The following is an 11,956-nucleotide window of genomic DNA, read 5'->3' on the forward strand; positions in this document are numbered from 1 at the left end:
GCATCCTCGGGTGGAAGATGACCTTCTTGGTATGCGTCTCGAGGTTGGTGATGACCCCGGCGCGCCCGACCTCGGAGCCGGTGCCGGCGGTCGTCGGCACGGCGACGATGGGGGCGATGCCGTTCGGGTCGGCGCGGGTCCACCAGTCGCCGATGTCCTCGAAGTCCCACATCGGCCGGGTCTGGCCGCGCATGAAGGCGATGACCTTGCCGCAGTCGAGCGCCGAGCCGCCGCCGAAGGCGACGACCCCGTCGTGCCCGCCGTCGCGCAGGACCGCAAGCCCGGCGGCGACGTTCGCCTCGGTCGGGTTGGGCTGCACCTCGGAGAAGACCGCGGCCGGCATTCCGGCCGCCGCCAGGACGCCGAGGGCGTCGGTGGCGATCGGCAGGTCGCGCAGGCCGGGGTCGGTGACGAAGAGCGGCCGGGTGATGCCGGCCGTGGCGCAGGCGTCGGCCAGCTCGTCGATCCGGCCGGCGCCGAAGCGGATCGCGGTCGGGTAGTTCCAGTTGGCGGCAGGCGGCATCTTCTTCTCGCGGCTGTGGCTCGACCCAGTTAGGGGGAAAGTCGCCGCAGGTGCAATGTTGCGCGAGACGATCACCCCTGGCCCGGTGCGAACTCGGCTCCGGCGAGCAGGTCGTCGATGAAGTGGGAGAGGAGCTGCGCCCGGCCGGAGACCCCCGCCTTGCGGTAGACCGCGGCGCATTGGGCGCGGACGGTGCCGGAGCGGGCCGAACGCAGCGCGGCGATTTCCTCGACCGAGAAGCCCTTGATCGACAGCAGGGCGACCTCGCGCTCGGCCGGCGTCAGGCCCCAGGCGGCGAAGGTGTCCTCGAGCAGGTCGACGAAGGCGCCGCTCGCGACGCGCAGCCTTCCCTGCATCCGTTCGTTGGCCGCCTGGAGCCGGCGGACCTCGCCGGCGGTCAGGGCAGAGCCGAAAACGAGCGCGCCGAGGATGGCGACGTCGATCAACGCGCTCGCGGGATCAGTGCGATAGTCGGCGAACTCGGACACCATGTCGACGATCATGAGCAGGCCGCACCCGGCCTGCACCACCGCCGCCAGCGCGAGAAGACGGGTGCGCGTCCACCAGGTGCGTGCCAATCGCCAGCCTCACCGGCCGCCTCAGGGGCGCTTGCGGCCGGTGATCATGGCTTTCGCCAGGTTCTCCCGGTGCCGCAGGCTCTCCCACGCTACGCCGAGCCAGTGGAGGACGACAAGGCCGAAGCCGAGGTTGGCCACGATCTCGTGCAGCCCCTCGAGCCAGCCGGCCCCCCAGAAGGCATCGAGCCCCATCATCCACCCGGTCAGCCCGAGCGTCGCGACGACGGCGAGCAGGGCGACGACCATCGCCCCACCGGCCGGATTGTGGCCGATGTAGCGCGCCTCGCGGCCGGCGAGCACCGCCCGCGCATGGGCGAGGAAGCCCACCGGCGTCGGCACGAAGTCGGCAAAGCGCGCGCGCTGCGGGCCGGCGAAGCCCCAGGCGACGCGGGCGGCCGCCGCTCCGACGGCGGTCCATCCGAGCGTCTCGTGAAGCTCACGCGGGCTGCCGACCAGGAAGGCCCCGAGAAAGCCCGCCGCGAGCGTCCAGTGCAGGATGCGGACGAGCGGGTCCCAGACCGCAACGGATGCCCGGACCGCGGCCGGCCCGGCCTGATCCGCCGGCATCAGTCGCTCTCGCGCTGGAGTTCGGCGCCCGAAGCGGGATCGTAGTAGATCTCGAGCTTGGTCTCGCCGTTCGTCCCGTAGATTTCGTAGCAGCCGTCGCTCACCTTCATTTCGCGGATCTTGCCGCCGGCGTCCTCGAAGGCCTTGGCGACTTGCCACATCGGCATGGTGGCCTCGGTGCCCTTGCAGCTCGGGTCCGCGAGGGCGGGGGCGGCGCAAGCGAGGGCGAGCAGGCTGAGCGCGAGCGGCTTCATGACGGCATCTCCATCTGGATCGCCGGATCGGGTCCGGCGACGCAGCGATGACCGGCGCCGCGGCGCTCTGCCATACGCCCGCGGCTTAGGAAGGCGGCCGTAAGCGCGCGCTTACGGCCGCGCCGACCGGACCGGCGCTGCAGCCTTCAGGCCGGGAGCCGACGCAGGTGGTAGGATTTCGGCCGCGTCACGCTCAGGTAGCCGAGGTGGGAGAGGGCGGCGCCGCGGCCGGTCTGCTTGACGCCGGTCCAGGTCAGCGCCGGGTCGAGGTAGTCGGCGCGGTTCATGAAGACCGTGCCGGTCTCGATCTGCGCGCCGATCTCCTCCGCCTTGGCGACGTCGGAGGTCCAGACCGAGGCGGTCAGGCCGTAGCGGCTGTCGTTCATCAGGGCGATCGCCTCCTCGTCGCCCGAGACCGGCATGATCCCGACCACCGGGCCGAAGCTCTCCTCGGTCATCACCCGCATCGAGTGGTCGACGCCGGTGAGGACCTGCGGGGCGAGGTAGGCGGTGGCGCCGGTGTCGGCCGGGAAGAGGGCGGGGTCGATGAGGGGCCTGGCCCCGGCGGCAACGGCTTCGGCGACCTGGCCGCGCACGGTGTCGGCGAAGCGCTTCGAGGCCATCGGCCCGAGGGTCGTCGCCTCCTCGGTCGGGTTGCCGAGGCGGAGCTTCGAAACCCAGTCCGCGGCCTTCTCGACGAAGCCGTCGTAGAGGCTGCGGTCGACGTAGATGCGCTCGATGCCGCAGCAGCACTGGCCGGCGTTGTACATCGCCCCGTCCATCAGCACGTCGACGGCGGTGTCGAGGTTGGCGTCGGCGCGGACGTAGCCCGGGTCCTTGCCGCCGAGCTCGAGCCCGAGGCCGGTGAAGGTGCCGGCGGCGGCGCGCTCGATCTCCTGGCCGCCGCGGACGCTGCCGGTGAAGTTGATGAAGTCGAAGGCGTGGCCGGCGATCAGCTCGGCCGTGGTGGCATGGTCGAGGAAGACGTTGCTGAAGAGGCCCTCCGGCAGGTGCGCGAAGGCCTGCGCCAGCCGCTCGCCGGCGAGCGGGGTCTGGCTCGCGTGCTTCAGCACCACCGCGTTGCCGGCGATCAGCGCCGGGACGATGGTGTTGATCGCGGTCAGGAACGGATAGTTCCAGGGCGCGACGACGAAGACGACGCCCACCGGCTCCCGCGCCAGCACCCGGCGGAACTTGTCGCTGTCCTCGATCACCTCGGGCGCCAGCGCCCGCTCGGCGATGCCGGCCATGTAGGCGGCGCGCTCGCGCACGCCGCCCATCTCGCCGCCGTAGCGCACCGGGCGGCCCATCTGCCAGGCGAGCTCGGTCACCAGGTCGGCGTTCACCCGGTCGAGCCGCGCCACGCCCTCCTTCACCAGCTCGATCCGCTCGGCGAGCGGCCGCGCGGCCCAGGCGCGCTGCGCCTGCCGCGCCACCGCGAGCCGCCGGCGCACGCCCTCCGCCGTCTCGGTCGGCCGCGTCGCGTAGATGCTGCCGTCGACCGGCGAGATGCAGCTGATTTCCCCCATTCCGTCCCCCTCAGGCGCGTTCGAACCCGCGCGCCAGCTCCCAGTCGGTCACCGCCTTCTCGGCCTGCTCCTGCTCCCAGCGCGCGGCATGGAGGTAATGCTCGACCACCTCCTCGCCCAAGGCCGCCTTCAGCATCTTCGACCGCCGCAGCGCCTCGATCGCGTCCCTGAGCGTCCGCGGCACCTCGCGCACCCGCGCGCCGTAGGCGTCGCCGCGGAACTCGGGCTCGAGCTCCAGCCCGCGCTCGATCCCGTCGATGCCGGCGGCGATCTGCGCCGCATAGGCGAGGTAGGGGTTGAGATCGGCGCCCCCCACCCGGCACTCGATCCGCACCGAGCGCGTGTCGGCCCCGACCAGCCGGTAGCCGGCGGTGCGGTTGTCCCCCGACCAGACCGCCTTGGTCGGCGCGAAGGTGCCGGCGGCGAAGCGCTTGTAGCTGTTGACGTTGGGCGCGAGGAAGAGCGTGCCGGCCGAGGCATGCTCGAGCAGCCCGGCGACCCAGCTCCGCATCAGCTTCGACATGCCGTAGGGCTCGCCCGGATCGTGGAAGGCGGCCTTGCCATCGAGCGTGCGCAGCGACAGGTGCAGGTGGCTCGAGGATCCGGCCGCCCGCGCGTCGTACTTCGCCATGAAGGTGACCGCCTTCCCCTTCGACCAGGCGATCTCCTTCACCCCGTTCTTGATGACGACGTGCGCGTCCGCCGCCCCGAGCGCCTCGCCGTAGCGGACGTTGATCTCCTCCTGCCCCGCGCTCGCCTCGCCCTTGGAGTTCTCCACCGGGATGCCGGCGGCGTTGAGGCCGGTGCGGATCGCCCGCATCACCTCTTCCTCCTTGGTGGTCTGGAAGATGTGATAGTCCTCGTTGTACGGGCTCGCCGGCCTGAGGCCGCGATATCCCTGCGCGTGCAGCTCGTCGTAGGTATTCTGGAACAGGTAGAACTCGAGCTCCGAGGCCGCCATCGCCTCGAAGCCGAGCTCGCGCAGCCGGGCGATCTGCCGCTTCAGCACCGTGCGCGGCGCATGCGGCACCTCGGCATGGCCGTGGTGGTCGAAGACGTCGCAGAGCACGAGCGCCGTGCCCTCGAGCCAGGGGATCCGCCGCAGCGTCGCGAGGTCGGGCCGCATCGCATAGTCGCCGTAGCCGGTCGCCCAGCTCGTCGCCTTGTAGCCCGGCACCGTCTCCATCTCGAAGTCGGTGGCGAGCAGGTAGCTGCAGCCGTGCGTCTCGACGTGCGCGCTCTCGAGGAAGAATTCCGCCTGGAAGCGCTTGCCCATCAGCCGACCCTGCATGTCGACCTGCGCCACCAGCACCGTGTCGATGGCGCCCTCCGCGACCGCCGCCGCGAGTTCGCCCAGCGTCCATGCGCCCGGCATCTGCGTCTTTTCCCGTCCCTGTTGTTTTGCCTTCAACGCTAGTGGAGCGCCCTCCGGCCGGCAAGAGCCGTTGGAGCGGCATTTGCATTGGTCCGGCCGTCGGATTACATCCGGAAGGGATGAGCTCAGGAGTGTCCGAAGTGGACGACTTTCAGCCCGGCCGGCTGAACCGGGACGGCATTCGAATCCACGACCCCGACGACTTCGCCGGCATGCGCGCGGCGGGGCGGCTGGCCGCCGAGATCCTCGACAGGGTCGGGCCGCTGGTGGTGCCGGGGGCCCGCACGCTCGAGCTCGATTCCGCCGTGCACGATATGATCCGCGCCGCCGGCGCCACCTCGGCCACCGTCGGCTACAAGGGCTATCGCCACGCCACCTGCATCTCGGTCAACCACGTTGTCTGCCACGGCATCCCCGGCAGCCCGATCCCGACCGGCCGGAACGAGCGCAAGCGCACCGACGACAGGCTCGTCGACGGCGACATCCTCAACATCGACGTCACCGTCATCGTCGACGGCTGGTTCGGCGACAGCTCGCGCATGTATGCCGCCGGCCAGCCGAAGCCCTATGCCGCGCGGCTGGTCGACATCACCCACGACGCGCTGATGGAGGGGATCGCGCGGGTCGCGCCCGGGAGCACCTTCGGCGACATCGGTGCGGCCATCCAGCGCTTCGCCGAGGCGCGGCGCTGCTCGGTGGTACGCGACTTCTGCGGCCACGGGCTCGGGCGCGTCTTCCACGCCGCCCCGAACGTGCTGCACTACGGGCGCTGGGGCACGGGTCCGGTGCTCGAGCCGGGCATGTTCTTCACCGTCGAGCCGATGATCAACCTCGGCCGGGCGGAGACGCGCATCCTCGACGACGACTGGACCGCCATCACCCGCGACCGCTCGCTCTCGGCGCAGTTCGAGCATTCGGTCGGCGTCACCGAGACCGGCTGCGAGATCTTCACCCTCTCGCCGGCCGGCCGCTTCCGCCCGGTCTGGGACCGCGCCGCCTGATCGCCGGGCTTCCCGGGTGGTCAGAACTCGTGGAAGACGAAGTATGCCCCGGCCGCGATGAAGGCGAAGCCGGTCAGGTGGTTCCAGCGCAGCGGCTCGCCGAGGTAGAGCACCGAGAAGACCATGAAGATGCTGAGGGTGATGACCTCCTGGATGGTCTTGAGCTGCGCGGCGTTGAAATAGCCGTAGCCGTAGCGGTTCGCCGGCACCATCAGCACGTACTCGAAGAGGGCGATCCCCCAGCTCGCCAAGATGGCGAGCGCGAGCGGCAGCGACTTGAACTTCAGGTGCCCGTACCAGGCGAAGGTCATGAAGACGTTCGACAGGATCAGCAGGCCGATGGTCAGCACCGGGATGGGGATCGAACTCAGGCGCATCGCGGTTGGCCGACCGATCCCGATTCTTTCAGCTGCCCTGCGCTTTCCATACGCCTTCCCTACGGATTCCACATCGAACGAATCGCCGCAGACCCCTGCCGGCGGGCCGGGATCGGCTATTCCTCCTCGCGCTCGGCGCCGTGGTGGTCGATCGATTCCTCGCCGTCCCGCTCGGCGTCCGCGGGCGCCGTCGCGATCCGGCTCGAGAGCCACTGGAAGAGGCCGAGCGCGACCAGCGCGAACATCGACGCGGCGAAGAGGGCGGCGGGATAGACCGCCTTGGTGATGTCGCTGCGGCCGGTCTCGAAGACCATCACCAGCGCCTCGAGCGAGACGGCGATGACGATGATGGTGATGAACTTGGTCAGAGACCGCCGCGCCTCCACCGCCGAGCGCAGCTCCTTGCGACGCAGGATCTCCTCCTCGGCGATGAACTTCGAGGTCTCGATCAGGGCGAAGCCGACGATGACGAGCCCGGCGCTGTCGAGGACGTCGAGCACCTCGCCGGCGCGGAAGGCCTGGACCAGCTCCCAGATCGCCATGCCGAGCAGCACGAGCGCCAGCGCCATCAGGAAGGCCGTGGCGAGCGCGTAGTAGAGCAGCGCGATCCGTCCGTAGAGCGTCTTCATGGCGGCCCCTCTCGCCGACGGGTGGCGCCTCAGCAATAGCTGACCCGCCGACCGCGCGTCCAACGCTTGTTCCGGGCCGCCGAGTCTGAGAGGGTGGGGGCTGCAACCCCAAGGAGACCGGCCCGAGCGTGAGACTTGCATTCCTTCTCGTTGCCGCCACCCTCGCCGCGGCCTGCGCCCGGCAGGAGCCTGCCGCCGTCCGGACGGCGAGCTATGCGCCCCAGCCCGTTCCCTGCGACGACGGCGGCGACGGCGGCGTTCTCATCGACGGGGTCTGCCTCTAGCTAGACCTCGACCGGCAGCGCCTCGCCGATCCTGACCTCGAGGGGATCGATGCGGGTCGCGTGCGCCACCGCCTCCACGCCGGCCGCCCGGGCGGCGGCGAAGGCGGCGGCATAGGCCGGGTCGATGTCGCCGGCGAGGCTGAAGCCAGCGCAGTCGGTGCGCTGGACGACGTAGAGCATCACCGCCCGCTGCCCGGAGGCCGCAATCAGCGCGAGCTCGCGCAGGTGCTTGGCGCCGCGGGCGGTCACGCTGTCGGGGAACTCGGCCAGCGCCCCGCCGCGGCGGAGATGCACGTTCTTCACCTCCACCCAGGCGTCCGGCCGCCCGGGGCCGGAGAGCAGGAAGTCGATCCGGCTGTTCGTGCCGTAGCGCACCTCGGGCCGCACGGAGGCATAGCCGGCGAGCGCCGGGATCGCCCCCTCGTCCAGCGCCTCGCGCACCAGGCGGTTCGGCAGCGTGGTGTCGATGCCGGCGAAATGCCCGCCCCCGAGCTCGACCAGCCGCCAGGCGAAGGCGAGCTTGCGGCGCGGGTCGCCGGAGGGCTCGAGCCAGACGGTCGTGCCGGGCAGGTTCAGCCCGAGCATGGCCCCCGGGTTGGCGCAATGCGCCGTCACCTCGCGCCCGTCTTCCAGGCTGACGTCGGCGAGGAATCGTTTATACCGGCGCAGGAGCGTGCCGCGGACCAGGGGACTGACGAAGCGCATCGCGAAAGACTTAACCCATGCCGGCACGAGGACAAGATGCCGAACCCGACCGCCGCCATGCTGACCATCGGAGACGAGATCCTCTCCGGCCGCACCCGCGACAGCAACATGCCGCATCTCGCCCAGGCCGTCGCCGCCCGCGGCATCCGCCTGCGCGAGACCCGCGTCGTCCCCGACGAGATGGCGGAGATCGTCGCGGCGCTGAACGCCGTGCGCACGCGCTACACCCACGTCTTCACCTCGGGCGGCATCGGGCCGACCCACGACGACATCACCGCCGACGCGGTGGCGGCGGCCTTCGGCGTCGGCATCGACGTGCGCGAGGACGCCCGTGCCATCCTCGCGCTCAACTACGCCAATCCCGAGGTCGAGCTGAACCCGGCCCGCCTGCGCATGGCGCGCATCCCGGACGGGGCGGCGCTGATCGAGAACCCGATCTCGCGCGCGCCCGGCTTCTCGATCGGCAACGTCCATGTCATGGCCGGGGTGCCGGCGGTCTTCGAGGCGATGCTGGCGGGATTGCTGCCGCGGCTGAGCGGCGGGCAGCCGCTCATCTCGGACAGCCTGCGGGTGGATCGGCCCGAGGGCGAGGTGGCGGGGCCGCTGCGGCTGGTGGCCGAGGCGCATCCAGGCGTCTCGATCGGCAGCTACCCCTTCACCTCCTCCGGCCGGTTCGGCTCGAACCTCGTCGCCCGCAGCGAGGATCCGGCGGCGCTCGCTGCGGCGATGGCGGCGCTGCGGAAGATGGCGGCCGAGCTCTAGCTATTCGGCCGGCACGCTCGCCGGCGGGCTCTCCGCCGCCGGGGAATCGGGCGCGTTCGGCACGTCGGCGGTGCCGCCGAGCGCGTCGCCGAGCCACCAGAAGACGAGGCCGACGGCGAAGAGGACGGCGAGCGCCATCCCGATCAGCGGGACGGCATGCCGGCGGACCTCCTTCGGCGTGTTCGTGTCATGGGGTGCCATGCGGACCCTCCTCTCGACAGGTCTTCCCGGAACAACCGCCCGCGGCCGCCGTCGTTCCCTTGCGCTCGGCTTCCGCCGCCCCGCATAGTCCTCGGGCTTCCCGCAGCCAGGAGCCGCCGCGCATGCTCGGCCTCGACCTCGTGAACACGGCGATCTTCGTGGGCGCGGCGCTCGTGCTGATCGGCATCTTCTCGAGCCTGATCGCCACCCGCGCCGGGGCGCCGCTGCTGCTCGTCTTCCTGGTGGTCGGCATGCTGGCCGGGCAGGACGGGCCGGGCGGGATCGTCTACAACGACTATTCGCAGACCTACCTCGTCGGCATGGTGGCGCTGTCGATCATCCTCTTCGACGGCGGACTGCGCACCCGGCTCTCCGACTTCCGCGGCGTGCTCGCCCCCTCGCTGCTGCTCGCGACCGTCGGGGTCATCGTCACGGCGGCGGTCGCGGGGGCGGCGGGGTGGCTGGTGCTCGACCTCGATCCGAAGGGCGCGCTGCTGCTCGGCACCATCATCGCCTCGACCGATGCGGCGGCGGTCTTCTTCCTGGTGCGCACCGGCGGGCTGCGGCTGCAGCACCGGGTGGGGGCGACGCTGGAGATCGAGTCGGGGACCAACGATCCGATCGCGGTCTTCCTCGTCATCGTGCTGACCAAGTTCATCCTGGCCGGCGGCGAGACGCCGCTGGCCGAGCTCGGCACCGAGCTGGCGCTCGAGGCGGCGATCGGCGCCGTCTTCGGGCTGGCCGGGGGCTTCTCGCTCGTCGGGATGCTGAACGGCATCGCCATGCCGGGCGGGCTGCATCCGCTCTTCGTGGTGGCCGGGGCGGTGACGATCTCGGCCTTCACCTCGCTCGTCGGCGGCAGCGGGCTGCTCGCGATCTACGTGGCCGGGCTCGTGGTGGCGAACCGGCCGGTGCGGGCCTATCCCTCGATCGTCGGCTTCCACGACGCGGCGACCTGGCTCTGCCAGATCGTGATGTTCCTGCTGCTCGGGCTACTGGTGACGCCGCACACGCTCTGGGACTATGCGCCGCAGGGGCTGCTGGTGGCGGCCGTGCTGATCCTGGTGGCGCGGCCGCTGGCGGTCTGGATCTGCACCTGGGGCTTCGGCTTCGCGGTGCGGGAGAAGCTCTTCATCGCCTGGGTGGGGCTGCGCGGGGCGGTCTCGATCTTCCTCGCCACCATCCCGATGCTGGCCGGGATCCCGAATGCGACCGCCTATTTCAACATCGCCTTCTTCGTCGTGCTCGTCTCGATGCTGGTGCAGGGGTCGACGCTGACCGGCGCGGCGCGGTGGCTCGGGGTGGCGCTGAAGCGGAGCAAGCATGCGACGAGCCGGGTGGAGATCGACGTCCCCGGCCAGACCGAGCAGGAGATGGTCGGCTACCCGGTGACGCCGGACAGCGTCATCCTGGGGCTGAACCGGCTGCCGGGCTGGGCGCGGGTGGTGATGGTGGTGCGCGGCGGGGCGATCCTCGGGCCGGCCGAGGCGGGGGCGCTCCGGCCGGGCGACTACTGCTACTTCCTGGTCGGGCGCGACCGGGTGCCGCGGCTCGACACGCTCTTCCGCGAGAGCCCGGACGTGGCGCGGCGGCTGGGGCTGCTCTTCGGCGAGATGCCGCTCCGGAGCGAGACGCTGGTCAGCGAAATCGAGAGCTTCTACGGGCTCGACTTCGGCGAGCATCCGGCGGAGGCGACGCTGGCGGAATGGGCGAGCCTGCGGCTCGGCGGCCGGCCGGTGCCGGGCGCGACCGTGCGCATCCCGAAGGGGACGCTGGTGGTGCGGCGGCTGGAAGCGGGGCGGATCGCCGCCCTGGGGCTGCAGCTCGACGAGCTGCTGCAGGTCGAGCCGGACGACAAGCTGCTGGCGCGGCTGGAGGCCGAGGCCGACGAGCTGAGCGGGCTCCGCCGCTGGCTGGCCCGCCTCTACCCGCAGCCGACGCGGAACCCGCGCGGCTGAGCCGGTGCCGGGCACGCGTGCCCCCCGCCGAGGATCATTGAAATTGCTGGATTATTTCCGGCGTATAGACAACGTATAGACAGACGGTCAGTGCCGGTCGGGTCCGGGGCCGTGGCCGAGGCGGGCGCGGATGCGGCGGACGAGGAGCCAGACGATCAGCACGACCGGGAGGGTGAGGAGCGCGAGGAGCGCCGGCTTGTCGAGCCCGAGCGGCTCGGCGAGCGGGGCGAAGACGCCGGCGGCGAGGTTGACGGCATAGTAGCTGATCGCCACGACCGACAGGCCCTCGACCGTCTCCTGCAGGCGGAGCTGCAGCGCGGCGCGGCGGTCCATGCCGCGCAGCACCTCGACGTTCTGCGCCTGGTTGTTCACGTCGACGCGGGTGCGCAGCAGGTTCGCCGCCCGCTCGGCGCGGGCGGAGAGCTCCTCGAGCCGTTCCTTGGCCGAGCGGCAGGTGCGCATCGCCGGGTCGAAGCGGCGGACCATGAACTCGGAGAAGAGCTGCCGGCCGCCGATCCGCTCCTCGCGCAGCACGTCGATGCGCTGCTTCACGATGGTCTCGTAGGCGCCGGCGGCGCCGAAGCGGAAGGCGCTGGTCGAGGCGAGATGCTCGATCTCGGCCGACATGCGCAGCAGCTGGTCGAGCGTCTCGGCCTCGCGGCCGGTGGCGTCGGCCATGCCGGCGACGAGCTCGGAGAGCTCGCGGTCGATGCGCGCCACCGCCGCCGCCACCTCGCGGGCGAGCGGCAGCGTCAGCATGGCCATGCACTTGTACATCTCGATCTCGAGCAGGCGCTGGGTGATCCGCCCCAGCCGGCGCCGGCCGATGCCCGGCACCGCGAAGACGAGCAGGCGGCCGTGGCCGTGCTCGTCGATGTGGAAGTCGGCGGCGATCACCGCCTCGCCGTCCACCACCCGGCTGACCGCGAGGCTTTCCGGCACGAACCATTTCGGCAGGTCGCGGGCGATGCGGGTCTCGACCTCGCCGGGCTCCACCGTCTCGATGCGCACGAGGCAGGAGCTCACCACCTTGCCGGGCGCCGCCGCCAGCCAGTCGGCCGGGAAGAGGTCGAACATCTCGCCCGAGAAGGGCCGGGGGTCCACGCCGTCGGCGAAGAGGGTGTAGGTCACGAACTCGGTGTGCATCTCCCATTTCAGGAAGCCGCGGCCGAGCGGGCCGTAGAAGTGGCTGGCGCCCGGCGGCGGATGCGGC

The 11,956-nt window shown here is 71.3% G+C and carries 15 protein-coding genes; 4 read left to right on the forward strand and 11 right to left on the reverse strand.

The annotated features are described in order from the left end of the window. The 6 genes from Q0112_RS15090 to Q0112_RS15115 all read right to left on the reverse strand — a co-directional run. On the reverse strand, positions 1 to 523 hold a 523-nt coding region (locus Q0112_RS15090; RefSeq protein ID WP_297976691.1), incomplete at its 3' end, for an iron-containing alcohol dehydrogenase. A gap of 71 nt (positions 524 to 594) precedes the next feature. After that, positions 595 to 1,101 (reverse strand): hypothetical protein, encoded by a 507-nt coding sequence (locus Q0112_RS15095; RefSeq protein WP_297976695.1) that lies wholly within the window; start codon positions 1,099 to 1,101, stop codon positions 595 to 597. Positions 1,102 to 1,122: 21 nt separating this feature from the next. Further along, on the reverse strand, positions 1,123 to 1,668 hold the full coding sequence (locus Q0112_RS15100; RefSeq protein WP_297976696.1) for a cytochrome b/b6 domain-containing protein: 546 nt from the start codon (positions 1,666 to 1,668) through the stop codon (positions 1,123 to 1,125). Continuing rightward, a complete protein-coding gene (locus tag Q0112_RS15105) occupies positions 1,668 to 1,922 on the reverse strand; it encodes a PepSY domain-containing protein (RefSeq protein WP_297976698.1) in 255 nt (84 codons plus the stop codon). The genes Q0112_RS15100 and Q0112_RS15105 overlap by 1 nt, the downstream gene beginning before the upstream one ends. Before the next feature lie 146 nt (positions 1,923 to 2,068). Next, positions 2,069 to 3,451, reverse strand: a complete 1,383-nt coding sequence (locus Q0112_RS15110; protein WP_297976700.1) for an aldehyde dehydrogenase family protein — start codon at positions 3,449 to 3,451, stop codon at positions 2,069 to 2,071. 10 nt (positions 3,452 to 3,461) lie between these two features. Next, complete coding sequence (locus Q0112_RS15115; protein WP_297976702.1) at positions 3,462 to 4,826, reverse strand: glutamine synthetase family protein; 1,365 nt, start codon at positions 4,824 to 4,826, stop codon at positions 3,462 to 3,464. 140 nt (positions 4,827 to 4,966) lie between these two features. On the opposite strand from Q0112_RS15115, the gene map reads away from it, so the two are divergent. After that, positions 4,967 to 5,827, forward strand: a complete 861-nt coding sequence (gene map / locus Q0112_RS15120; RefSeq protein WP_297976703.1) for a type I methionyl aminopeptidase — start codon at positions 4,967 to 4,969, stop codon at positions 5,825 to 5,827. 20 nt (positions 5,828 to 5,847) lie between these two features. On the opposite strand, the gene Q0112_RS15125 is transcribed toward map, so the two are convergent. Further along, positions 5,848 to 6,198 carry a DMT family protein gene (locus tag Q0112_RS15125; RefSeq protein ID WP_297976718.1) on the reverse strand — a complete coding sequence of 117 codons (351 nt, stop codon included), beginning with the start codon at positions 6,196 to 6,198 and terminating at the stop codon, positions 5,848 to 5,850. 122 nt (positions 6,199 to 6,320) lie between these two features. Beyond that, the gene (locus tag Q0112_RS15130; RefSeq protein WP_297976705.1) at positions 6,321 to 6,833 is read right to left on the reverse strand and encodes a hypothetical protein; all 513 of its coding nucleotides are present in this window, start codon (positions 6,831 to 6,833) and stop codon (positions 6,321 to 6,323) included. Between the two features lie 128 nt (positions 6,834 to 6,961). Here Q0112_RS15130 and Q0112_RS15135 point away from each other — a divergent pair, with 128 nt between their 5' ends. Beyond that, positions 6,962 to 7,117, forward strand: coding sequence for a hypothetical protein (locus Q0112_RS15135; protein ID WP_297976707.1), 156 nt, complete (start codon positions 6,962 to 6,964; stop codon positions 7,115 to 7,117). Here the strand turns inward: Q0112_RS15135 and sfsA are convergent, their stop codons facing one another. Beyond that, complete coding sequence (gene sfsA / locus Q0112_RS15140; protein WP_297976709.1) at positions 7,118 to 7,822, reverse strand: DNA/RNA nuclease SfsA; 705 nt, start codon at positions 7,820 to 7,822, stop codon at positions 7,118 to 7,120. A gap of 36 nt (positions 7,823 to 7,858) precedes the next feature. Between sfsA and Q0112_RS15145 the strand changes: the two genes are divergently transcribed. Then, a complete protein-coding gene (locus Q0112_RS15145; RefSeq protein WP_297976710.1) occupies positions 7,859 to 8,584 on the forward strand; it encodes a molybdopterin-binding protein in 726 nt (241 codons plus the stop codon). On the opposite strand, the gene Q0112_RS15150 is transcribed toward Q0112_RS15145, so the two are convergent. Beyond that, the gene (locus Q0112_RS15150) at positions 8,585 to 8,785 is read right to left on the reverse strand and encodes a hypothetical protein (RefSeq protein WP_297976712.1); all 201 of its coding nucleotides are present in this window, start codon (positions 8,783 to 8,785) and stop codon (positions 8,585 to 8,587) included. 122 nt (positions 8,786 to 8,907) lie between these two features. Here Q0112_RS15150 and Q0112_RS15155 point away from each other — a divergent pair, with 122 nt between their 5' ends. Further along, the gene (locus Q0112_RS15155; RefSeq protein WP_297976714.1) at positions 8,908 to 10,743 is read left to right on the forward strand and encodes a potassium/proton antiporter; all 1,836 of its coding nucleotides are present in this window, start codon (positions 8,908 to 8,910) and stop codon (positions 10,741 to 10,743) included. A gap of 87 nt (positions 10,744 to 10,830) precedes the next feature. On the opposite strand, the gene Q0112_RS15160 is transcribed toward Q0112_RS15155, so the two are convergent. Further along, the coding region (locus Q0112_RS15160; RefSeq protein WP_297976716.1) for a DUF3422 family protein at positions 10,831 to 11,956 on the reverse strand (1,126 nt) is incomplete at its 5' end.

The sequence above is a fragment of the uncultured Amaricoccus sp. genome (genome assembly GCF_937858865.1).
In the GTDB taxonomy this organism is placed as follows: domain Bacteria; phylum Pseudomonadota; class Alphaproteobacteria; order Rhodobacterales; family Rhodobacteraceae; genus Amaricoccus.

Coding starts and splice junctions, on each gene's coding strand:
- Q0112_RS15150 (WP_297976712.1), bottom strand. CDS start 8,785: ATGGCACCCCATGACACGAACACGCCGAAGGAGGTCCGCCGGCATGCC.
- Q0112_RS15145 (WP_297976710.1), top strand. CDS start 7,859: ATGCCGAACCCGACCGCCGCCATGCTGACCATCGGAGACGAGATCCTC.
- Q0112_RS15100 (WP_297976696.1), bottom strand. CDS start 1,668: ATGCCGGCGGATCAGGCCGGGCCGGCCGCGGTCCGGGCATCCGTTGCG.
- Q0112_RS15155 (WP_297976714.1), top strand. CDS start 8,908: ATGCTCGGCCTCGACCTCGTGAACACGGCGATCTTCGTGGGCGCGGCG.
- Q0112_RS15130 (WP_297976705.1), bottom strand. CDS start 6,833: ATGAAGACGCTCTACGGACGGATCGCGCTGCTCTACTACGCGCTCGCC.
- Q0112_RS15110 (WP_297976700.1), bottom strand. CDS start 3,451: ATGGGGGAAATCAGCTGCATCTCGCCGGTCGACGGCAGCATCTACGCG.
- sfsA (WP_297976709.1), bottom strand. CDS start 7,822: ATGCGCTTCGTCAGTCCCCTGGTCCGCGGCACGCTCCTGCGCCGGTAT.
- Q0112_RS15115 (WP_297976702.1), bottom strand. CDS start 4,826: ATGCCGGGCGCATGGACGCTGGGCGAACTCGCGGCGGCGGTCGCGGAG.
- Q0112_RS15105 (WP_297976698.1), bottom strand. CDS start 1,922: ATGAAGCCGCTCGCGCTCAGCCTGCTCGCCCTCGCTTGCGCCGCCCCC.